Source organism: Curtobacterium sp. 'Ferrero' (assembly GCF_002412165.1).
Taxonomy (GTDB): domain Bacteria; phylum Actinomycetota; class Actinomycetes; order Actinomycetales; family Microbacteriaceae; genus Curtobacterium.
On sequence record NZ_NXIA01000001.1, the window covers coordinates 14,212 to 36,084 of the forward strand.

Sequence of the window (21,873 nt, forward strand, 5' to 3'; positions counted from 1 at the left end):
CGCACTCGGCCTGTGAGGGCGCCTGGGTCCGCCAACGGGCACTCTCTGCGGGCCGCGGCCGCGCCTCCCCGCAGAAAACGCCCGCTCGCGAACGGCACACCCACGCACCCACCGCACCCGCGCACCCACCGCACCCACCGCACCCGGCACCGCACCAGCACACCCGCACCCATCGCACCCGGCACCGCACCAGCACACCCGCACCCATCGCACCCGGCACCGCACCAGCACACCCGCACCCGCACCCGCACCCGCACGACGCGGGCCGTGCCTCCCGGCCGACCGCTGCCGTAGTGTCGAACAGGTGACCAGCGCGCTCCTCACGGACCAGTACGAACTCACCATGGTGGACGCCGCACTGAAGGACGGCACCGCCGACCGTCGGTGCGTCTTCGAGGTGTTCGCCCGCCGACTCCCCGACGGGCGCCGCTACGGCGTCGCGGCCGGCCTCGGACGCTTCCTGACCGCCCTCACGGACTTCCGCTTCGGCGACGACGAGATCGGCTTCCTCCGCGATCGCCGCGTCATCGACGAGGGCACCGCGCGGTGGCTCGCCGACTACCGGTTCAGCGGCAACGTCCGCGCGTACCGCGAGGGCGAGGTGTTCTTCCCGAACTCGCCCGTCCTCCAGGTCGAGGGCACCTTCGCCGAGGCGGTCGTGCTCGAGACCCTCGCGCTGAGCATCTTCAACGCCGACTCCGCCATCGCGAGCGCCGCCGCCCGCATGGTGTCCGCCGCCGACGGCCGCCCCCTCGCGGAGATGGGTTCACGCCGCACGGGCGAGTGGAACGCCGTCGCCGCCGCCCGCGCCGCGTACATCGCCGGGTTCGGCGCGACGAGCAACCTCGAAGCCGGTCGCACCTGGGGCATGCCGACGATGGGCACCGCCGCGCACGCGTTCACGCTGCTGCACGACTCCGAGGAAGCGGCGTTCCGGTCGCAGCTCGACGCCCTCGGCAACGGCACCACCCTGCTCGTCGACACGTACGACATCGAAGCGGCCGTGGAGACGGCGGTCCGCCTCACGGACGGCAAGCTCGGTGCCGTGCGCATCGACTCCGGCGACCTGCCGTCCGTGGTGGCCTCCGTCCGGGCGCAGCTCGACCGGCTCGGAGCGACCGGGACGAAGATCACGGTGACGAACGACCTCGACGAGTACACGATCGCCGCGCTCAGGGCGGCTCCGGTGGACTCCTACGGCGTCGGGACGTCGGTCGTCTCCGGCTCCGGGCACCCGGCCGCGGGGATGGTGTTCAAGCTCGTCGCCCACCGCGACCCCGCCGACGAGGCCTGGGTGCCGGTGGCGAAGAAGTCCGCGGACAAGGCGTCGACGGGCGGCCGGAAGGAGGCCGGTCGACGACTCCGCAACGGCGTCGCCACCGCGGAGGTGGTCCGGACGCAAGGTCAGGTCGGCGCCGACGAGCGGCCGCTCATGGTCCCGGTGGTCACGCAGGGCGAGGTGGACCAGGCGTACCTCGGCACACGCGGGGTCGAGGCAGCGCGACAGCACCACCGGATGGCGAAGGCCGAGCTGCCCGTCGATGCGTCACGCATCGGTCGCGGCGACCCGGCCGTCCCGACCCTCGTGCTGTGATGCGCTCGCGGCTGGCGGCTACTCCGCCTTCATCCGCTCGTAGATCTTCTTGCAGTCCGGGCAGACCGGGAACTTCTCGGGGTCGCGTCCGGGGATCCACTTCTTGCCGCACAGCGCCCGCACGGGTTTGCCGCTGATCGCGGACTCGAGGATCTTGTCCTTCTTCACGTAGTGCGAGAACCGCTCGTGGTCACCGGGCTCGATCGCCTCGTCCTCGAGGAGCTTCTCGAGCTCGCGGTCCATCACGTCGAGGCCGCCGCCGGGTTCCGTCATGCTCATGGCTCCAGGGTACGACGCTGCGGCTGCCGCCGCGATGTCGGACGGGAGGCCCGTGGCGGCGCCGCCACGGGCCTCCCGTCCGCTGCTGGTCGCCCCGCGACCACCGGGTCGCGCGCGCATCAGTCGCTCGCTCAGTTGCGCTGCGCCGCGGACAGCAGGTCCGGGCCGTGCCGGTCGAAGAGCCGTCCCCCGACGACGACCCCGACCGTGAGGACGAGGACACCGACGACGGCTCCGACCACGAGCGTCCAACCGGCCCACGGGTCCGGTCCGTCGGTGAGGGCGAGGACCGCGAGCCAGACTGCCGGTACCGAGCACACGACGGTGCCGAGGACCATCGTCGACTGCGCGACCGTGGCCGTCACCCCGGCGGCCTGCGGCTGCTGGAACGGGTGGTCGCCCGGGCGGACCGTCGGGTACGGGAGCAGGACCGACACCACGCTCGACAGTCCCAGACCGGACAGGAGCGCCGCGGCACCGACACCGATGAGCACCGGGAACGCGACGGGGTCACCGAACAACCAGGCTGAGACCGCCGCGCCGGCGACCAGTGCGGGGACACCGACCGTGAGCACGGGCACGACGCGTCCCAGACGGTCGCTCCACCCCGGTGCGCCGGAGGCGACGTGCAGCCACACGGCCGTGTTGTCGTACGAGACGTCGTTGTGCGGGAGGAACCCGGCGATGAGCGCCATGAGCGGCAGCGGCACGAGGGCGGTCCAGTGCCAGGGGACCCCGGCGACGCCGAGCGGCACCACCACGATCGGCACGAACACGATGATGAGGTACGAGGTGCGGTAGCGCGGATCACGTCCCCAGTACGTGAGTGCACGGGCGGCGACGGCGGCGACGGGCGCGGAACCGAGTCGGTCGAACCACCCGAGGCCCCGGTAGCGCCGACCGCGCGACCGACCCTCCACGGTCTCGAGCGCCCGGCCGACCTGCGCCCACCAGGCCCAGGCGAGCAGCGCCACGACCGCGACCGCGACGACGAGCTCGAGGAACGCTCCGCCGGCGTCCCCGGCAGCGGCGGCAGCCGGCACCGCCCAGGCCGCTCCCCACGGGGTCCACCCGGCGACCTCGGCGACCCGCTGCGCCGGCGTGCTGGCGGGGTCGATCCACCCCGAGTCCAGCAGGAGGGAGACCGTCGGGATGCCGAGCACGACGATGACGAGGGCGACGAGCCAACCGGCGTCGCGCGTGCGGTGCTGTCCGATCAGCCGTGACCCGACGGTCGAGGCGACGCGGACCAGCAGGGCGCACGTGAGCACGGCGAGGACTCCGCCGACGACCGCGAGGACCGCCGTCCCGCCGCCGCGCGCCCAGGTGACCGACTGCCCCACGGCGACGACCGCCACCGCGACGACGGGCACGCCGACGAGACCGGCGACACCGAGCCCGACAGCCAGGTCCTTCCGCCCGATGCCGAACACGGCGAAGCGGCGGGGATCGAGCTGGTCGCTCCGACCGACCACGAGCGGGACGATCGTGAAGCCGAACGTCAGGAGCGTCCCGACCGGCACGACGACGGCGCGCGCCGCGTCCGGCGACGCACTGCGGAGGTCCGCCGCCACGACGGCGATCGCGACGGCGGCGACGAGACCGAGCAGGCTGCCGAGGACGACCAGCACCGACCGGCGCGCGCCCCCGCGGACCTCGCCGGCGAGCAGGTCGGCCCTCAGCCGGAGAAGCTGTGCAACCATTCCATGCTCTCTGCGACGACGCGGCCACCCGCGAGCTCCACGAACTTGTCCTCGAGGCTCTTGCGTCCGCGGACCTGGGCCATCGTCCCGGAGGCGAGGACCTTGCCGCCGACGATGATCGCGACCGAGTCGCAGGTGCGCTGCACGAGCTCCATCGAGTGGCTCGAGAGCACGACCGTCCCGCCGCCGGCGGTGTACCGGCGGAGGATGTCGGTGATCGTGGCCGCGCTCACCGGGTCCACGGACTCGAACGGTTCGTCGAGCACGAGCACCCGCGGGGAGTGGATCAGGGTGGCGGCGAGCGCGATCTTCTTCGCCATGCCGACGGAGTAGTCCGCGACCTGGCGGCCGAGCGCCTCGCCGAGACCGAACGCCTCGGCCAGGTCGGCGCTGCGGTCCCGAGCGGTCGCGCCATCGAGCCCGCGGAGCGTCGCCGAGTAGTAGAGCAGCTGTCCGCCGGTGAGCCGGTCGAAGAGCCGCAGCCGGTCCGGGAGCACGCCGAGACTGCGCTTGGCGGCGGTCGGGTCGGCCCAGACGTCGTGGTCGAGCACGGTCACCGACCCGGCATCCGGACGCAGGAGGCCGGTGACCATCGACAGCGTGGTGGTCTTGCCGGCGCCGTTCGGGCCGACGACGCCGAAGATCGAGCCCTGGCGGATCTCGAGGTCGACCTCGTCCGCGGCCAGGGTCTGGCCGTACCGCTTGACCAGGCCGCTCGCACGGAGGACCACGGGCTGCTGCTCGGCGGCGGGCTTCGCGACGGTCGGCCGCTTGGTGCCGGGCTGCCGCTTCGCGGCGGTCGTCCGCTGCTTCTGCGCGGGCTGCTGCTCCTGCGCGGGCTTGCCCGTCGGCCTCGCGTCGTCGGCGGGCGTGTCGACCTGTTGGTCGGTTCCCCGTGGGCCGGCGGCGGTGGTCGACGCGGCAGCGCTCGGTGCGGCCGCCCCGGCGGGTCGCTTCGCGCGCTTCTTCCCGGTCCGGCCCTTCGCCGCGGTGCCGGTCGCAGCCGGTGCGGGCGCGGTCGGAGCAACCTCGGCAGCTGCCGGTGCAGCGTCCACCGCCCCGGAACCCGTCGCCGTGTCACCCGACGGCTCGGTCGCCGTGCTGTCCGTCAGCGCGGAGTCGTCCGCGCGCGCCGGGTCGTCCACGAACGCGTCGTGGTCGACGATCGTCGTGTCGTCGGTCAAGTCGTCATCATCGGAGGCGTCGCGCGCATCCCCGTCCCCCATGTCTTCCTCGGCCTCGGTCAGCCAGTCAGCGTCGGACGTCGCGTACACGTCCTCGTCGTCTGTTCCAGCGGCCACCGCCCCACCGTACCAACGCGGGGAGACAGTCGGCGGCCCCGGGCCGAGGTTCGCCGAGCCGACCGCCGGGAGTGTCACGAATGGAGAACGAACCCGTCACGGGTGTACCCCTCCCGGCCGAGTTTCCGTATCATTCACCTGGGCACGCCGGAGTGTTCACCACCACGAAACCCGCTGTGAGCGGCCCGTACGTGGAGCAGCCGCGCTGTGAGTTCGCTCGTAGAGTCGCCCGCTCCCGGCGGATCCGGACCGCGCGGGAGCAGACTCGACGAGGCCCGCCCGTGCCCGAAGGCGCGCGGGCGGACACCAGAAGGGACCAGCATGAGCACGCAGATCGTCATCCTCGCCGCGGGGATGGGCAGCCGCCTCGGGCGGAGCCTGCCGAAGCCGCTGACCGAACTCTCCGACGGCCGCACCATCATGCAGCAGCAGTTCGACAACATCCGCGCCGCGTTCGGTTCGAGCGCCCGCGTGACCATCGTCGTCGGCTACAAGTCCGAGTACATCGTCGAGGCCTTCCCCGAGGCGAACTTCGTCTACAACGAGTCCTACGACTCGACGAACACCTCGAAGAGCCTCCTCCGTGCGCTCAAGGCCACCGGCAAGAGCGGCGTGCTGTGGATGAACGGCGATGTGGTCTTCGACCCGCGTGCCCTCGTCCGCGCCGCCGACATGATCGACGAGGACCGCTCGTTCGTGAGCGTCAACACCGAGAAGGTCTCCGACGAGGAGGTCAAGTACACCGTCGACGCCGAGGGCTTCATCCACAAGCTCTCGAAGCAGGTCGTGGGCGGTCTCGGCGAGGCCGTCGGCATCAACTACGTCTCGTCGGCCGACAAGCAGGCTCTGATCCGCCAGCTCGGCCGGGTCGACGACCAGGAGTACTTCGAGGGCGGCATCGAGGCTGCCATCGCCGAGGACGGGCTACGCTGGACCCCGGTCGACATCTCCGACCTGTACGCGGTCGAGATCGACTTCGCCGAGGACCTCGAGCGCGCGAACAACCTGTTCGCCTGAGTCGACAACAGCCCCTCGGCGCTTCCGCCCGGAGGGAACCCGTGACCACAGCGAGTGCGCCGACCACGCCCGCGCCGACCGCACCAGCGGCATCGCGCAGCGCTGGTCGGCGCTACCGTCACGCGCTCCGGCTGCTGACCGTCCGCGACCTCCGCGTCCGGTACTCCACGTCCGCGCTCGGCTACCTCTGGTCCATCCTCGACCCGCTGGTGATGTCGGCCATCTACTGGTTCGTCTTCACGCAGGTCTTCCACCGCGGCTCCGTCGGTGAGGCTCCGTACATCGTGTTCCTGCTGTCGGCGCTCCTGCCGTGGATGTGGTTCACCGGTGCCGTCTCGGACTCGACGCGCGCGTTCACGAGCGAGGCCAAGTTGATCCGCTCGACGACCATCCCGCGCAGCATCTGGGTCGCACGGGTCAGCGCGTCGAAGGGCATCGAGTTCCTGCTGAGCCTGCCGGTGCTCGCGGTGTTCGCGATCGCCACCGGCGCGCACGTGCACTGGCAGCTCGCGCTCTACCCGATCGCGATCGTGCTGCAGGCCGGACTGGTGTACGGCCTCGGCCTGATCGTCGCGCCGCTCGTGGTCTTCTTCCGTGACCTCGAGCGCGCCGTCAAGCTCGTGCTGCGGTTCCTCTTCTACGCGTCGCCGATCATCTACGGCACGCAGGCACTCCCCCACCGGCTGCACGACCTCGCCGCCCTGAACCCGCTGAGCGGCATCTTCGGCATCTACCGGTCCGCGTTCTTCCCGAAGCAGCTCGACTGGCGTGAGGTCGCCGTCTCGTTCGTGCTGACGCTCATCGTCATCGTGATCGGCACGGTCGTGTTCCGCCGGAGCGAGCACCGGGTCCTCAAGGAGCTGTGATGACCACCACCGAACAGACGACCGCGGGCATCACCGTCCGTCCGGTGATCTCCGTCCGCGGCGCCGGGATCCGGTTCAAGCGCAACCGCCGCTCGTCCCGGAGCTTCAAGGACCTGTTCGCGGGCAGTACCCGCCGCAAGCGTGCGGACGAGTTCTGGGCGCTCCGCGACGTGACCTTCGACGTGCGTCCCGGCGAGGCGATCGGCGTCGTCGGCCGCAACGGCCAGGGCAAGTCCACACTGCTCAAGCTCGTCGCCCAGGTGATGCTCCCGGACGAGGGGCGGGTCCAGGTGGGGGCCGGCGTCGCTCCCCTGATCGAGATCACCGGCGGGTTCGTCGGCGACCTGTCCGTCCGGGACAACGTGTTCCTGACGGCCGGTCTGCACGGCATGTCCCGTGCCGAGATCCGGGACGCGTTCGACGAGATCATCGAGTTCGCGGAGATCGGCGACTTCGTCGACACCCCGTACAAGCACCTCTCGAGCGGCATGAAGGTCCGCATCGCGTTCTCGGTCATCTCACGGCTCGACGAACCGGTGATCCTGGTGGACGAGGTCCTCGCGGTGGGCGACAAGGCGTTCCGCGAGAAGTGCTACCGGCGCATCGAGGAGCTGCTGGCCGGCGGCCGCACGCTGTTCTTCGTCTCGCACAGCGACAAGGACCTCCGACGGTTCTGCGATCGCGGGCTCTACCTCGACAAGGGCCGGCTGCAGTTCGACGGCTCGATCGACGAGGCACTCGCGCGCTACTCGACCGACTACGGCGTCTGACCGGGCCGCCTCCTCCTCAACAACACGGCCCCCATCGCGCCCCTCCACAACCGCAGGGCCGCCGGGGCACCCGGACCGTCCCGGCGTCGGTGCCCCCTCCTATCGTTCCGGACATGCCCCCGACGACCCCCGCCTACCGCGTCCCCTTCCGCATCGACCGCAGCCAGGCCCCGCGCCGCTACGAGCTCGTCAACGACGGCCCGGAGCCGGTCGACGGGCTGTCGCTCACCCATCTCGGCTCGGGGTACTGTCCGCCCCTCGCGGTGCGGCGGCTCGAACCCGGGCGCAGCATGTCGATCGGCGTGTTCGGCGCCGGAGCCGACGACACGGGCGTGGTCGTGGTGCGCTGGCGTCGCCCGGACCGCAGCGAGTACCTGTGGCGGATGTCCCTGGCCGGCGCCTCGGTGGGCCGCTGACCACGCGGCACACCGCGGTCCGGGTCCGCGCCCGCTCAGTCCTGCTCGTGCGCCGCGGCCACGGTCCGCCAGCGGGCGAGCAGCTGCTCCACGGCGGCGTGGAACCGCGCGGTCGCGGCACCGGGGCTCGTGTCCCCGAAGTACCGCTCCACCCAGTGCTGCAGGCGTGCCAACTCCTCCGCGTCGGTCACGGCCGCGTCGACCCGGGCCAGGACGTCCGCCGCGTCCTCCGCCCGGAGCCAGTTCGCGTCGCCGAGGTACCCCCGCTCGTCGACGTCCGCGTCGGAGGACGCCGGTCGGGTCACGATGAGGGGCTTCCCGAGTGCCAGGCGGTCGTAGATCATGGCCGAGATGTCGGTGATCGCGACGTCGGCGCCGGCGAGCTGCCAGCCGAGCGACGGACCGTCGTCGTGCACGTGGTGCGCCGCGGCGTCGGCGGCGTTCGCGGCGGTGATCGCAGCGATGATCCGCTCGTGGGCAGCACGGTACGCGGGGTCGAGGACGCCGGAGCGCGGGTGCGGACGGTAGACCAGCCGGTGCCGGGGCGACGCCAGGACACGCTCGGCGATGGTCACGCCGTGGCTGGCGATGGAGCCGTACGCCGCTGCCGCACGGTCGCCCTCCCACGTCGGGGCGTAGAGCACGACCGTCCGGTCGTCGGCGGGCCAGGGGACGTCGCCGGCGAAGTGGTCGGCCTGCGGGCGGCCGATCGCGATCGTCCTGGCGTCGAGGTCGTAGTCCCAGAGCGCGGACGCCAGTCGGTCGCGGGCCGCGTCGCCGGCGATCAGAGCGTAGTCGTACGCCTTGAACTGGTTCGTCGTCATGTACATCTTGTCGCTCTCGCCGTGGTTGACGAAGACGTGCCACATCCGCCCGTACCGCATCATCTGGAAGTTGCGGGCGTTCTGGTTGACGTACAGGACGATCTTCGGCGCCTGCTCGTCGACGAAGCGTTCGAGGTCGACGACCTGGCGGGCGTAGACGACCGGGACCGGCGACTCGTCCAGCAGCGCGAGCATCGTGCCGGGGCTCCGCGACACGATCGCCACGGGGTGTTCCTCGGCCAGGGCGGCCAGGGGCGCGTACCACTGCCGGACCTGGTACATGTTCACGGGTCCGTCGGCGAAGTACACCGCGATCTCGACGGAGCCCGGGCGGAGCGGCGGCACCGTCGCCAGGCGCCGGGCGAGCGTCCCGCGGTCGGCACGCGACTTCAGGAGTCGCTGCACGAGCCGGACCGCCGTGCGTGCGTCAGTCAGGATCGACATGGGTCTCCTCAGATGATCGGGGGACGGCCGGCGAGCGTCATGCGACCGATGGTGAGCCAGCCCATGGTCGCGGCCGGGCCGCAGTCGGTGGTCCAGCCCTCGCGGACGCCACCGAACCAGGTCGCCAGACGCCGGGGGTGCCGCCACCAGCGAGCGACCTGGATCGCCGCCCACGACCCGACGTAGAACGGGCGCAGTACCGGCGGCAGGTTCCGTCGGGCGAGCCACACGCGGTTCCGGGCGTTCAGCCGGTAGTACTCGCGGTGCCGCGCGGGGTCGATCGCGGGGTGGTGCGCGACCAGCTCGCCCGCGTACCAGGCACGACGTCCGGCATCCCACACGCGCCAGGCGAGCTCGATGCCCTCGTGCGCGTAGAAGTACGGCGCTCCCCAGCCACCCACCGTGCGGTAGACGTCCATGGGCAGCACGACGGCCCCCTCCCACACGGAGAAGACCGGCGACGACTCCGACGGCGACCCCTTGCGGATGCGTGGGATCCACCGCGTGGGGTTCGCGGCACCCGACGGGTCGACCACCCGCGGCTGGACCAGTCCCAACGACGGGTCGTGCTCGAACCGGTCGACGGCGTCCCGCAGGAACGTCGGCGACGGGATCGACGCGTCGTCGTCGAGGAAGAACACGTAGTCGCCGTCGACGACCTCGGCACCGGAGTTCCGGCCGGCCGGGATCCCGACGTTCTCCGGCAGTGCGAGCGGGCGGACGCCGTCGGGGAGGCCGGTCGGCTCCCACCCGTTGCCGACGCACACGACGTCGAGCTCGACGTCCTGCTGCGCGAGCACGCTCTCGAGACCGCGGCGGAGGTCGTCCGGCCGGGTCCCCTGCGTGAGGCTGACGACGGCGATCCGCGGCCGGTCCCGGTGCACGACCGCGTGCCGCCGGGTCGTCGCGGGCGTCACGCCCGGACCCGCTTCGACGCGATGATGGCGAGGAAGTGTCCCGCGGTGGCGAGGACCGCGAGCGGCAGCAGGGCACCGACGAGGATGCGCGAGGCGAGCGTGTCGCCGATCACGAGTCCGAGCAGCGCGAAGACGAACGCCAGGATGCTGAGCTCGACCGAGTGGTAGAGCCGGTGGAACGGCAGGAACCGCGCGGCCTTCCGCAGCGTCGCGAGTCGGCGGCCGGACGGTGCGGTCGAGGCGTCACGACGGTCGACCAGCTTCTCGAGGCCGGCGTTCGCGCGGGCGACGTGGACCATGTCGTTGAGGGCCTTGTTGAGGACGATCACGAGCCCGAGCGCGCAGCCGATCGTCGTCCACATCCAGTCGCCGTCGTGGATCGGCCACGTGGCCGCACGGATGCCGAGGGCGATCGGGATGAGCCCTTCGGTCGTGTAGTGCCCCACCTTGTCGAGGAACACCCCGGCGGGCGAGTGCGTCCCCCGCCAGCGTGCGACCTCGCCGTCGCTGCAGTCGACGAGCATCTGCAGCTGCCCGAGCACGAGCGCGAGCGCGGCACCCCAGATGCCCGGGACGAGCAAGGCCGCCGCGACGCTCCACCCGACGAGGATCATCAGGCCGGTCACCTGGTTCGCGCTCGCCCGGGTCTTCAGCAGCACCCACGTCAGGTACGGCGAGACGTCACGGAGGTAGAGCGACGCCGTCCAGTGCTCGGCGTTCGCCCGCATCCGCACGGCGTCGGGCTGTGCCACGGCTCGGAGTTCTGCGATGGACGACGGGCGCCCGGAGCGGCCGGCGGTCTGGTCGGACATGGCGGTCACCGTCCCGTGTGCGTGGTGAGCTCGGACGTCCTGGTGAGGAAGCCGATGATGAACCCGACGCCCCACCCGACGTGGATGCACGGCAGGACGACGAGGAGCCAGAGCAGCGTCGCGGCCCCGGATCGTCGTGCGACGGCCACCGCGCCGAGCACGACGAAGAGCAGGTAGACGGCGGGGACGACGAACCCGAGCAGCGCCCAGGCCGCGCCCGTCCCGGTGGCGGCGCCGACGATACCGATGACGCCCGCGATGATCCCGACGGCCATGGCCGCGACCATCGCCGGGGGCACGAAGTAGCGCAGGCCGTTGTGCGCGGGGAAGCGACGCGCGAGCTCACCGCGCCACAACCCGGTCGCGACGAACTGCCGCACGAGCCGCCGCAGGCTCGGGCGCGGCCGGTACGTGACGACCAGCTCCGGCGTGAACCACACGGTCCCACCGGTCTGCCGCAGTCGGCGGTTCAGTTCCCAGTCCTGCCCGCGCTTGATGCCCTCGTCGAACAGCCCGACCTCGAACAGACGGTCACGCCGGAACACCCCGAGGTAGGCCGTCTCCGCCGGTCCGGCCTGCCCGCCGACGTGGTGCGGGGTGCCACCGAGACCGACCCGGCTGCCGTACGCGAGCGCCACCGCCCGCTCGAACGGCGTGCGCCCCTCGGCGTGCATGATCCCGCCGACGTTGTCCGCGCCGGACTCCTGCAGCACCCGGACCGCGATCCGCGTGTAGTCCTGCGGCAGCACCGAGTGCGCGTCGACCCGGACCACGACGGGGTGCACGGACGCGCGGATCGCCACGTTGAGCCCGGCCGGCGTCGACCCCACCGGGTTGTCGATCGCCCGGATGCGCGGGTCGGCGGCGCTCATCTCCGCCACGAGCTCGTTCGTCCCGTCGATCGACGGCCCGAGCGCGAGGATGACCTCGAACGGCCCGGCGTAGTCCTGGTCGAGCAGGCTCTGGACGGCAGCACGGACCTCGGTGACCTCGTTGAGCACGGGCATCACGTACGAGACGCCCGGCAGGGGCTGTCCGTCTGGCTGCATGCGTCCCTCGGGGTGGTGGCTGGGTGCGCGGGGCGCACCGCGCGCGGTGCCGCCCCGCAGAGCGACCATGAGCCTATCAAGTGGCTGCGCACCGACGGACGGGAGGCACGGTGCCAGCTGGCACCGTGCCTCCCGTCCGGTGGGTGGTGGCCGTCAGCCCTTGCTGTCGAAGGTGCCGAGGGTCACGTCCGTCGTGTAGCTCTGACCGCCGCGCAGGTAGGTGATCTGCGTCTTCGCGCCACCGGCGAAGTAGCGGACCTGAGCGGTCAGGTCGGTCGCGTCCGACACCGTGGCCGAGCCGATCTTGGTGACGACGTCACCGGCCTTGAGGCCGGCCTTCGCGGCAGCACCGCCCGAGGACACCGACTTGATCAGCGCACCCATCTGCGTTGCGTTGGACGCGTCGGCGGCGTCGCCGACCGTGGCGCCGAGCAGGCCGTGCGTGGCCGAACCGTTGTCCTTGATCTCGTTGGCGACCCGCTTGACCAGGTTCGACGGGATCGAGAAGCCGACACCGATGCTGCCGGACTGCGAGTCCGAGGACGACGACGAGCTGCTCGCCGACGCGATCGCGACGTTGATGCCGATCAGCTTGCCCTTGGAGTCGAGCAGGGCGCCGCCCGAGTTGCCGGGGTTGATCGACGCGTCCGTCTGGATCACCGGGAGGGACACCGTGTCGCTCGCGGAGGAGCTCGAGCCGTTGTCGCCGTTGCCCCAGAAGTTGAACGGGCCGTTCTGGTTGCCGTTGCCGCCCTGGTTCGAGTCGCCGCCCTGGCTGGGGGCGCTCGAGGTCACCTGGATGCTGCGGTTCAGCGTGGAGACGATGCCGTCCGTCACGGTGTTCGACAGGCCGAGCGGCGCACCGATCGCCACCGCGGTGTCGCCGACGTTGAGGTTGGTCGAGTCGGCGAACGTGATCGGCTTGAGGTCGGTCGCGTCGATCTTGATGACGGCCAGGTCGACCGTGGGGTCCGTCCCGATGAGCTTGGCCGGGTAGATCTTGCCGTCGGACGTGGTCACCGTGATGGTGCCGTTGGAGCTGTCACCGTCGAGCGTGACGACGTGCGTGTTCGTGACGATGTAGCCGTCCTTGCTGAACACGACGCCCGAGCCGGTGCCGGCCTCGCTGCTCGCCGAGACGTTGATCGTCACGACGGACGGGGTCGCCTGCGCGGCCACCGCGGTGACGACCGTGGCGTTGTTGTAGTCGTTCACCGTGAGGTTGCCGCCGCTCTGCGCGGAGCTGCTCGTCGGGGTGCCACTGCCGGTGTTCGCGTGTCCGGCGAGCCAGCCCGCTCCGCCGCCGATGAGGCCGGCGATGACCGCGGCCGCGACGAGCGGGATGACGAGGCCGGAGCGGCGCGTGGTGGTCGCGGTGTTCGCGCTGGCGCCCTGGCCCGGGTAGCGGCCGGAGGCGTCGGCGAAGTAGTGGCCGTTGCGCTGGGCTGCGCCGTCGACGTTGCCGAACGCGGAGGCGTCGGCGGAGGCGGGAGCGCCGGACGAGTCGGTCGCCGACATCGGGGCCTCGTGTGCGGACGTGGGCTGCTGGGCCGAGGCGTACTGGCCGTACGGCTGCTGGGCGTACTCGCCGTAGCGGGGACGGTCGCCGTCGGACCGGGGAGCCTGGCCGTACGGTGACGACTGGTTGTCCTGGCCGTACTGCGAGCCGTGTGCGCCGTAGGGGCTGGTCTGGCCGTACTGGCTCGTCTGGCCGTACTGGCTCGTCTGGCCGTACTGATCGGTCTGGCCGTACTGGGAGTCGCCTCGGCCGTACTGGCTGGTCTGGCCGTACTGGGAGTCGCCCTGGCCGTACCCGGTCGCCTGGCCGTACGGGGAGCCGCCCTGGCCGTAGCCGCTCGCCTGGCCGTACTGGGAGCCACCCTGGCCGTAGCCGCTCGCCTGGCCGTACTGGCTGGTCTGGCCGTACTGGGAGTCGCCCTGGCCGTAGCCACTCGCCTGGCCGGAACCGCCCTGGATCGGGTAGGGCGCCGTGTACTGGGAGGTCGCCTGGTCGTCGCTCGAGGCACGCGGCAGCACGTCCGTCTCGTTCGCGGCCGCGGGCTCGATCACGTCCGTGTGGTCGGTGGCGTCGTGGTCGGCGGGCGCGCCGTCTCCAGCGACGTGGTCCGTGCCGTGGGGCGTCGACGCGGTCCGGTCGACGGACTCGCGGTCGTTGGTGTCGTCCGGACGGTGGTCGTCGCCCTGCCCGTTGCGCGTGGTGTCGGTCATGCTGGACGTGCTCCTTTCAAGCTCGTGCAGTCTGTCGCACCCACCTGAGCGCCGGTCCTGGCCCGGCTGCGAGCGCCCTATGGCGATCGTATGCGTGGGCTGAGGACGGCGCGCCGGTAGGTTGAGGACGTCCCACACGACGACGTCCCCGGGAGGAACGGCATGGGTCTCGACGGTCCCTGGCTCCGAGCAGCGGAGGGTGCGATGCTCCTCGGATCCGACGGCGTGCCGGCACCGACGGTGTTCGCGGAGATGAGTGCCCTCGCCGCCGCCACCGGAGCGGTCAACCTCGGGCAGGGCTTCCCGGACGAGGACGGCCCCCGCGAAGTGCTCGACGCGGCCGTCGACGCGATCCGGTCGGGAGCGAACCAGTACCCACCGGGCCGGGGCGTCCCCGAGCTCCGAGCGGCGATCGCCGAGCACCAGTCCCGGTGGTACGGCATCGACCTCGACCCCGACCGCGAGGTCCTCGTCACCGCGGGCGCCACCGAAGCCCTGGCCGCGACCCTCCTGGCGTTCGTCGAGCCGGGTGACGAGGTGGTCACCTTCGAGCCGTTCTACGACGCCTACGGGGCCCTGATCCGGCTCGCCGGGGGCACCCACGTCACCGTCCCCCTCACCGCCCCGGAGTTCCTGCCCGACGAGGCCGCACTCCGAGCGGCGATCACCGACCGCACCCGCGTGGTCCTCGTGAACACCCCGCACAACCCGACCGGCCGGGTGCTCCCCACCGAGGTCCTCCAGGTCGTCGTCGAGCTCGCCGCACGCCACGACGCCCTGATCGTCACGGACGAGGTCTACGAGCACCTGACGTTCACGACCCCGCACGTGCCGACCGCCACGCTGCCGGGTGCCGAGGAGCGCACGGTCACGATCTCGAGCGCTGGGAAGACCTTCAGCACCACCGGCTGGAAGATCGGCTGGCTCACCGCTCCCCCGGCGCTCGTCGACGCCGTCACCACCGTCAAGCAGTTCCTGACCTACGTCAACGGTGCGCCGTTCCAGCCCGCCGTGGCCGCGGGTCTCCGGCTGCCGGACGCCGTCTTCACGGGGATCGCTGCCGACCTGGCTGAGAAGCACGAGCTGCTGTCCGCCGGGCTCCGCACCGCGGGCTTCGACGTCCTCCGTCCGGACGGCGGGTACTTCGTCATCGCCGATGCCGCACCGCTCGGGTTCGACGACGCCCGCGAGCTGTGCCTGGCACTCCCCGAGCGCGCCGGGGTGGTCGGTGTGCCGGTGTCCGCGTTCGTCCGTCCCGAGCACGTGCAGGGGTACCGGTCGCTCGTGCGGTTCGCGTTCTGCAAGCGGCGCTCCGTGCTCGAGGATGCGGCCGGCAGGCTCGCCGCGCTCGCTCCCGCCCGCTGAGCCGCCGAACCCGCACCACCCGCGAGCGGGCGTCCCCGGTCAACGGCACCTCGTGTCCGCGAGCGGGCGTTCCCGGTCACCAGCGCCTCACTTCCGCGAGCGGGCTATTCCGGTCGTCCCACGCCTCAAGCGGCCGCAGCATTCGCCCGCTGACGTCGACCGGACCCCCACCACACGCGAGCGGACATTTCCGGTCACCAGCGCGCGCGCTCACCGGAGGAAAGCGCCCGTTCGGCCTGCGGGACCTGCTCGTGCGTCCCTCACCAGCACCTCGTGTCCGCGAGCGGGCGATTCCGGTCGTCCCACGCTTCGAGCGGCTGCAGCATTCGCCCGCTGGGCTCGACCGGACCAGCACCACACGCGGGCGGGCGTTTCCGGTCACCAGCGCCTCGTATCCGCGAGCGGGCGATTCCGGTTGTCCCGAGCTTCGATCAGCCGCAGCATTCGCCCGCTGAGGTCGACCGGACCCCCACCACACGCGAGCGGGTATTTCCGGTCACCAGCGCCCGCGTTCACCGGCGGAATTCGCCCGCTCGAGCTGGCGGGAGCCCCAGCCGGAACCCAGGCCGCGTTCGACGCCGGCACCAGGCTGCTCGAGCGGGCGAATCGTGCGCGTGGGCGGACGGGCTTCCGGACGTTCTCGCCCGTTCGACGGGGTCACGTGCGCCATCGCCCAGCAACCCGCCCGACCCTGAGATCGAGCGGGCGATCGTTGCCGGACGGAGCGACGAGATGCGGCCGGAAACGCCCGCTCGCGATCGGACACAGGGCAGCGCGGCGACGGCGACGACGGCTGCGAGCGCCGCAGCAGCGACGTGCATCGTCTGCTCAGTGACGCGGGACGACCTCGTAACGACGGAGTCCGAGCGACGGGTTCACCGTCCGTACCGCGTCCGTCATCCCGGTATCGATCGTGGCCACCACGAGGCCGGGAGCAACTCCGGCAGCGGCGACGGCCACCCCGCTCGGGTCCAGGACGGCCGACCCGCCGATGCCCACGGGCGGAGTCTGCCCGACCCCGGCCACCCACACGGTGTTCTCGATCGCCCGAGCCGTGAGGAGCGTCCGCCAGTGGTGCTCCTTCCCGGGACCGCGCACCCACTCCGCCGGCACCACCACCACGTCCGCCGCACCGTGCTCGGTCGCGACGAGCCGACGGGTGACCTCAGGGAAGCGCAGGTCGTAGCAGGTCTCGAGCCCGACCCGCACGCCGGCGACCGTGACGACCGACAGCTGCTCGGGATCCCCCGGCTCGATCCGGTCGGACTCGCGGGAACCGAACGCGTCGTACAGGTGCACCTTCCGGTAGGTCTCGGCGATCGAGCCGTCGGGCAGCACGGCCACCAGCGTGTTCCGGAACCGATCCGGCGCGCCGGCCCTCTCGCTCACGCCGACGATCAGCGCGAGGCCGACCTCCCGTGCCATCGCCCGGAGTCCGGTGACGAACGTCCCGTCGAGCGGCTGGGCTGCCGCCACGAACGCGTCGTCGATGTCCGACGTGAAGTACGAGCTGTACTCGGGCGTCACGAGCAGGTGCGCACCGCGGTCGACCGCCTGCTCGGCGAAGGACCGGATGGTGTCGAGGTTCGCGTCCGGGTCGGCGGTGGGAGCGAACTGCGCTGCGGCGATCGTCAGGGAGCCCATGGGCCGAGCGTACCGAGCACGCGGTGACCGTCGACAACGTCGCAGACACGACGAAGGCCCCGGTCCAACGGACCGGGGCCTTGCGCCACTTGGTTGCGGGGGCAGGATTTGAACCTACGACCTCTGGGTTATGAGCCCAGCGAGCTACCGAACTGCTCCACCCCGCGGCACGTCGTACAGCCTAGCGGGGCCCGTGGCGGGGCGCAAATCGAGCGCCCCGCCACGGTGTGTCAGTTCCCGCCCTCGGCCTTCGTCGCCGCCTCGATCGCGTCCTGGAGGCGCTGGTCGGCCTCCGCCGCGGCGACGAGGTCGTTCTTCGCGTAGGCGGCCTGCCGGTCCGCGAGCGCCTGCTTCGCATCGTCGAGGGCTGCCTGCAGCGCCGTGTTGTCCACGCTGCCGGAGCTCGAGCCGGACGACGAACCCGAACCCGACGACGAGCCCGAGCCTGAGGACGACCCGGAGCCCGAGGACGAACCCGAGCCGGACGACGACCCGGAGCCCGAGGACGAACCCGAGCCCGACGACGACGAACCGTCGGACACGCCCTGGTCGCCGGCGTTCGCACCGGAGTTGCCGCCGAACAGCTTGTCGAGCGCCTGGTCGAGGGTGTCCTCGAACGCGATGTTGTCACCGAACGCGACGAGCACCTTCTGCAGCAACGGGTACGAGCCGCTCGACGTCGACTGCACGTACACCGGCTGCACGTAGAGGAAGCCGCCGCCCACCGGCAGCGTCAGCAGGTTGCCCTGCTTCACCGTCGAGTTGCCCCGCTTCAGGATGTTCAGCTCCTGGGACACGTTCGTGTCCGAGTTGAACAGGTTCTGCACCTGCAGCGGACCGGGGATGTTGTCGGTCTTCGGCATCGTCAACAGTGTGAGCTTGCCGTAGCCGGACGCCTTCTTGCCCTTGCCGGCCCCGCCCGCGTCGGAGTCCGCCGCGAGGTACCCGGTCAGCACGTTCCGGCTGTCGGCACTCCCCGACTGCTGGGGGATGTACGTGGTGTAGATCGAGTACTTCGTCTGGGAGCCCGGCACCTTCATCGTCAGGTAGTACGGGTCCTGCAGGTTCGTCCGCGTGGTGGTCGTCTGCGTGCCGAGGGCGTTCGTCGTGGTCGTCTGGTCGGTCGAGTCGCTCGTCGAGTTCGCCTCGGTCGTCGGTTCCTGCGGTGTCGCCCACGCGTCGTCGCCGGAGTAGAACGAGTTGGCGTTCGTCACGTGGTAGGTGCCGAGGATCGACCGCTGCACCTTGAACAGGTCGGTCGGGTACCGGACGTGGTCGAGCAGCTCGGCGCTCATCGAGGAGACCGGCTGGAGCGAGGTCGGGAAGATCTTCTGCCACGTCTTGAGGATCGGGTCGGACGTGTCCCACGCGTAGAGCGTCACCTTGCCGGTGTACGCGTCCACGGTGGCCTTCACCGAGTTGCGGATGTAGTTGATCTGGTCGGTGCTGTACGCCGAGCCGTCGCTGCCGTTGATGCTCGCGTCGAGGCTCTGGCTCTGCGAGTACGGGTAGGCGTTCGTCGTGGTGTAGCCGTCGACGATCCACACGATGCGGTGGTCGACGATCGCCGGGTAGGCGTCCTTGTCCGTCGTCAGGTAGGGCGCGACCTTCTGCACGCGCTGGATCGGGTTGCGGTCGTACAGGATCTGCGAGTCCTGGTTGACCGCGTTCGACAGCAGGATCTGCTCCGACTGGAACTTCGCCGCGTAGACGAGTCGGTTGAAGAAGTTGCCGAGGCTCGGCCCGCCGTTGCCGGAGTAGGTCGTGGTCGCGTTGCCGCCGTTGTCGTCGGACTCCTCGGACCCCGACGGGTAGTCGAGCTCGACGGCCTTCGCGCTCTTCGGAGCGCCGACGATCGAGTACGGCGGCGAGGTCTCGCCGAAGTACACCCGCTGCTGGTAGTCGCCCAGGGCACCGCTGGCGGGGATGCCGGACTCGAGGAACACCGGCTTGCCGTCGCTGGCCCGCTGGTTGCCGTACGCCGCGGTGACGCCGAAGCCGTGGGTGTACACGAACGTGCGGTTGTACTGGGTGTTCGCCTTGCTGCTCAGCCCGTCGAGGTTGATGTCGCGGACCGCGATCACCGTGTCCTCGGTCTGGCCCTTGATGTCGTAGCGGTCGACGTCGAGCGTGTTCGGGAACTGGTAGTACTGCCGGTACTGCTGCAGCTGGCTGAAGGTGTCGGAGACGATCTTCGGGTCGATCAGCCGGATGTTCGCGGTGGTCTGCGCGTCCGAGGCGAGCTGCCCGGTGGAGGCGTTCGTCGTGGCGTTGTAGTTGCGCTCCTGGACGTCCGCCACCCCGTAGGCGTCGCGCGTGGCGTCGATGTTGCGCTGGATGTACGACGACTCGAAGGACCGCTCGGACGGCTTCACCTGCAGGCGCTGCACGATCCAGGGGTAGATGCCGCCGATGACGATCGCGGCGACGAGCAGCAGGCCGGTGCCGACGATCGAGATGCGCCAGCGGCCGATCACCGCGGTGACGATGAACAGGATCGCGACGATCGCGGCGATACCGGCCATGATCTCGCGGCCGGGGATCGTCGCGTTGACCTCGGTGTACTGCGCACCGGTGATGATCGAGTTGTCCTTGATCAGGGTGGCGTACTGGTCCAGCCACAGGCTGACGGCCTGCAGCGCGATGTAGACGGCTGCCGTGACGGCGAGCTGGATGCGCGCGGCGCGGGAGATGCGCACCTCGCGCCCGCCGAACCGCATGGCACCGTAGAGGTAGAGGGCGGCGAGCGCGGCGAGGCCGGCGATGAGCACGACGGCCGACGAGTAGGCCACGGTCGAGCGCCAGAACGGCAGCTCGAACACGTAGAAGCCGACGTCGAGGCCGAACTGCGGGTCCTTCTTGCCGAACGACGTCCGGTTGAAGTACTCGAGGACCATGCTCCAGCGCCCCGCGGTGGACAGCCCCGCGAAGATGCCGAGCACGACCGGGATGCCGATCATCACCGCCCGTCGCAGCGGCTCGATGACCTGCTGGTACCGGTCGAGCTGTGAGTTGAGCTTCGCGTAGACGGGCCGGAACCGGAACGCGAGCGCGATGCTCACGTACACGGGGACCGCCATGCCGAGGAAGCCCGCGAAGAACATCAGCGTCCCGGCGACCCACCGCGTGGTGAGGACCTGCTGGAAGCCGAGCTGCGCGTACCAGGCGTAGTCGGTGTACAGGCTGGCGAAGATGAAGAAGCCGATCACCAGTGCGGCCAGCACGATGATCGTGACCACGATCGGGACCCGCGGCGACCGCCGCCCGGAAGAGGAAGGACCCGAGGTGGACGAGGTTGACGTCACTTGATGTGCTCCAGACGTGTCGGACCGGCGGGCCCGGCGCGGCGGGCCGTCAGTGCCCCGATCCTATTGGTCGTGACCGACAGTGAAACTGTGCGACGACTCAGGAAGGCGATCCGAGCCTCCTGTCCGTCCGCCTGGAGGCACGCATCGCGACGTGCGCGCACGTCGCGTGGCGCGTGTGGCCGGCGCTACGACGTGCAGCGCGCGAGCTTCGCGGTGCTCCCGCCGGAGGCGATGGTCTGCAGGTCGGTGACCGCCTGGTCGAGCGTGGCGACCTTGTAGACGTCGAGCCCCTCCGGCACGTGGCCGACGACCTCGTCGCAGTTGTCGGCGGGTGCGAGGAAGACGGTCGCGCCCGCGTCCTTCGCGCCGTACATCTTCTGACGGATGCCGCCGATGGCGCCGACCTCGCCGTCGATCGAGATCGTGCCGGTGCCCGCGACGTGCTTCCCGCCGTTGAGGGCTCCCGGCGTGATCTCGTCGATGATCCCGAGCGCGAACATCATGCCCGCGGACGGGCCGCCGACGTCCTGCAGGGTGATCGTGACGTCGAAGGGGAAGTCGTACCGCTCGGTCACCCCGACGCCGAGCAGCGGGGTGCCGTCCTGGTCGCGCGGGGTGATGCGGAGGGTGCGCGCGGTGCCGTCGCGGTCGACGACGACGGTCGCCGGGCTGCTCGTCCCGTGCTTCGCGACGGCCTCCCGCAGGGTCGTCGCGTCGGCGTCGCGGGTCAGGTCGGTGCCGTCGAACGCGGTGACGACGTCACCCTTGCGGAGCTGTCCGTCGGCGGCGGACCCCGGCTGCACGGTGCCGACGACGAGCTCGGTCGGGACCCGGATGCCCTGCTGCACGAGGGCCGCGGCGACCGCCGACTGCTGCGACGACTGCATGTCCGCGCTGTCCTGTTGGCTGACCTGCTCGGTCGTGGTGCCGGGCGGGTAGATCGCCGACGCGGGGATCACGGCCTGGGACTTCGTGAAGAGCGCTCGGATGACGCTCGTCCAGCTCGGCCGGTGGGTCGCGTCGCCCTGGACGCCGACCGTCAGCATGTCGAGGGCGCCCTTCGTCGGGTACGTCTTCCGTCCGGAGATCTGGATGAGCTCGACGTCCTTCGCGTCCTTGCCCTCGCCCTGCCGCTGCGTGCCGATGGTGTTGTACACGGGGCCGGGCACCTCGATGAGGTACGGGCTCGGCAGGAAGCTCGCGAGGAGACCGATGAGGACCGCGCCGACGAGGAACGCCCAACCGAGCGTCCGGGAGCGCGATCGACGGCGGGGCTCGGGGGCGAAGAGCGTCACGCAGGGTCCTTCCACGAGGGTGTTCGCCCTCGGCGCAGCG

At 71.1% G+C, this 21,873-nt stretch carries 16 protein-coding genes, 1 tRNA gene and 1 pseudogene; 6 read left to right on the forward strand and 12 right to left on the reverse strand.

Translation table 11 applies throughout. From position 1 onward, the window contains the following. Window positions 1-298 precede the first annotated feature (298 nt). Window positions 299-1,594: pseudogene (locus Csp2054_RS00055) on the forward strand (nicotinate phosphoribosyltransferase); the annotation flags it as partial. Between the two features lie 18 nt (window positions 1,595-1,612). Here the strand turns inward: Csp2054_RS00055 and Csp2054_RS00060 are convergent. From Csp2054_RS00060 to Csp2054_RS00070, 3 genes are all read right to left on the reverse strand, one after another. Beyond that, window positions 1,613-1,873 (reverse strand): DUF3039 domain-containing protein, encoded by a 261-nt coding sequence (locus tag Csp2054_RS00060; RefSeq protein ID WP_096897605.1) that lies wholly within the window; start codon window positions 1,871-1,873, stop codon window positions 1,613-1,615. Window positions 1,874-2,004: 131 nt separating this feature from the next. Continuing rightward, window positions 2,005-3,576, reverse strand: a complete 1,572-nt coding sequence (locus Csp2054_RS00065) for an ABC transporter permease (protein ID WP_096897201.1) — start codon at window positions 3,574-3,576, stop codon at window positions 2,005-2,007. Beyond that, window positions 3,552-4,877 (reverse strand): ABC transporter ATP-binding protein, encoded by a 1,326-nt coding sequence (locus Csp2054_RS00070; protein ID WP_255252536.1) that lies wholly within the window; start codon window positions 4,875-4,877, stop codon window positions 3,552-3,554. The genes Csp2054_RS00065 and Csp2054_RS00070 overlap by 25 nt, the downstream gene beginning before the upstream one ends. Before the next feature lie 321 nt (window positions 4,878-5,198). On the opposite strand from Csp2054_RS00070, the gene Csp2054_RS00075 reads away from it, so the two are divergent. From Csp2054_RS00075 to Csp2054_RS00090, 4 genes are all read left to right on the forward strand, one after another. Then, window positions 5,199-5,894, forward strand: a complete 696-nt coding sequence (locus Csp2054_RS00075; RefSeq protein WP_096897203.1) for an NTP transferase domain-containing protein — start codon at window positions 5,199-5,201, stop codon at window positions 5,892-5,894. A gap of 41 nt (window positions 5,895-5,935) precedes the next feature. Continuing rightward, the gene (locus Csp2054_RS00080) at window positions 5,936-6,760 is read left to right on the forward strand and encodes an ABC transporter permease (RefSeq protein WP_096897205.1); all 825 of its coding nucleotides are present in this window, start codon (window positions 5,936-5,938) and stop codon (window positions 6,758-6,760) included. After that, a complete protein-coding gene (locus Csp2054_RS00085; protein WP_096897207.1) occupies window positions 6,760-7,530 on the forward strand; it encodes an ABC transporter ATP-binding protein in 771 nt (256 codons plus the stop codon). The genes Csp2054_RS00080 and Csp2054_RS00085 overlap by 1 nt, the downstream gene beginning before the upstream one ends. Window positions 7,531-7,643: 113 nt before the next feature. Continuing rightward, complete coding sequence (locus Csp2054_RS00090; protein ID WP_096897209.1) at window positions 7,644-7,946, forward strand: hypothetical protein; 303 nt, start codon at window positions 7,644-7,646, stop codon at window positions 7,944-7,946. 35 nt (window positions 7,947-7,981) lie between these two features. Here the strand turns inward: Csp2054_RS00090 and Csp2054_RS00095 are convergent, their stop codons facing one another. The 5 genes from Csp2054_RS00095 to Csp2054_RS00115 all read right to left on the reverse strand — a co-directional run bounded on the left by Csp2054_RS00095 (window position 7,982) and on the right by Csp2054_RS00115 (window position 14,221). Beyond that, a complete protein-coding gene (locus Csp2054_RS00095; protein ID WP_096897211.1) occupies window positions 7,982-9,214 on the reverse strand; it encodes a CDP-glycerol glycerophosphotransferase family protein in 1,233 nt (410 codons plus the stop codon). Between the two features lie 8 nt (window positions 9,215-9,222). After that, window positions 9,223-10,131, reverse strand: a complete 909-nt coding sequence (locus Csp2054_RS00100; protein ID WP_176491472.1) for a glycosyltransferase family 2 protein — start codon at window positions 10,129-10,131, stop codon at window positions 9,223-9,225. Further along, window positions 10,128-10,943, reverse strand: coding sequence for a CDP-alcohol phosphatidyltransferase family protein (locus Csp2054_RS00105; protein WP_096897608.1), 816 nt, complete (start codon window positions 10,941-10,943; stop codon window positions 10,128-10,130). Before Csp2054_RS00105 ends, Csp2054_RS00100 begins: the two co-directional genes overlap by 4 nt. 5 nt (window positions 10,944-10,948) lie before the next feature. Then, complete coding sequence (locus tag Csp2054_RS00110) at window positions 10,949-11,992, reverse strand: glycosyltransferase family 2 protein (RefSeq protein WP_096897213.1); 1,044 nt, start codon at window positions 11,990-11,992, stop codon at window positions 10,949-10,951. A gap of 153 nt (window positions 11,993-12,145) precedes the next feature. Next, window positions 12,146-14,221, reverse strand: a complete 2,076-nt coding sequence (locus Csp2054_RS00115; protein WP_255252537.1) for a S1C family serine protease — start codon at window positions 14,219-14,221, stop codon at window positions 12,146-12,148. Between the two features lie 162 nt (window positions 14,222-14,383). On the opposite strand from Csp2054_RS00115, the gene Csp2054_RS00120 reads away from it, so the two are divergent. Then, complete coding sequence (locus Csp2054_RS00120) at window positions 14,384-15,586, forward strand: aminotransferase class I/II-fold pyridoxal phosphate-dependent enzyme (RefSeq protein ID WP_096897215.1); 1,203 nt, start codon at window positions 14,384-14,386, stop codon at window positions 15,584-15,586. Window positions 15,587-16,414: 828 nt separating this feature from the next. Here Csp2054_RS00120 and Csp2054_RS00125 read toward each other — a convergent pair. The 4 genes from Csp2054_RS00125 to Csp2054_RS00140 all read right to left on the reverse strand — a co-directional run bounded on the left by Csp2054_RS00125 (window position 16,415) and on the right by Csp2054_RS00140 (window position 21,833). After that, window positions 16,415-17,230 carry a carbon-nitrogen hydrolase family protein gene (locus Csp2054_RS00125; protein ID WP_096897218.1) on the reverse strand — a complete coding sequence of 272 codons (816 nt, stop codon included), beginning with the start codon at window positions 17,228-17,230 and terminating at the stop codon, window positions 16,415-16,417. 90 nt (window positions 17,231-17,320) lie between these two features. Beyond that, a tRNA-Met gene (locus Csp2054_RS00130) sits at window positions 17,321-17,397 on the reverse strand. Window positions 17,398-17,460: 63 nt separating this feature from the next. Continuing rightward, window positions 17,461-20,469, reverse strand: coding sequence for a UPF0182 family protein (locus Csp2054_RS00135; RefSeq protein ID WP_176491473.1), 3,009 nt, complete (start codon window positions 20,467-20,469; stop codon window positions 17,461-17,463). A 254-nt stretch (window positions 20,470-20,723) separates the two neighbouring features. After that, entirely contained in the window at window positions 20,724-21,833 is a 1,110-nt protein-coding gene (locus tag Csp2054_RS00140; protein WP_096897220.1) for a PDZ domain-containing protein, read from the reverse strand. Window positions 21,834-21,873: the final 40 nt, after the last annotated feature.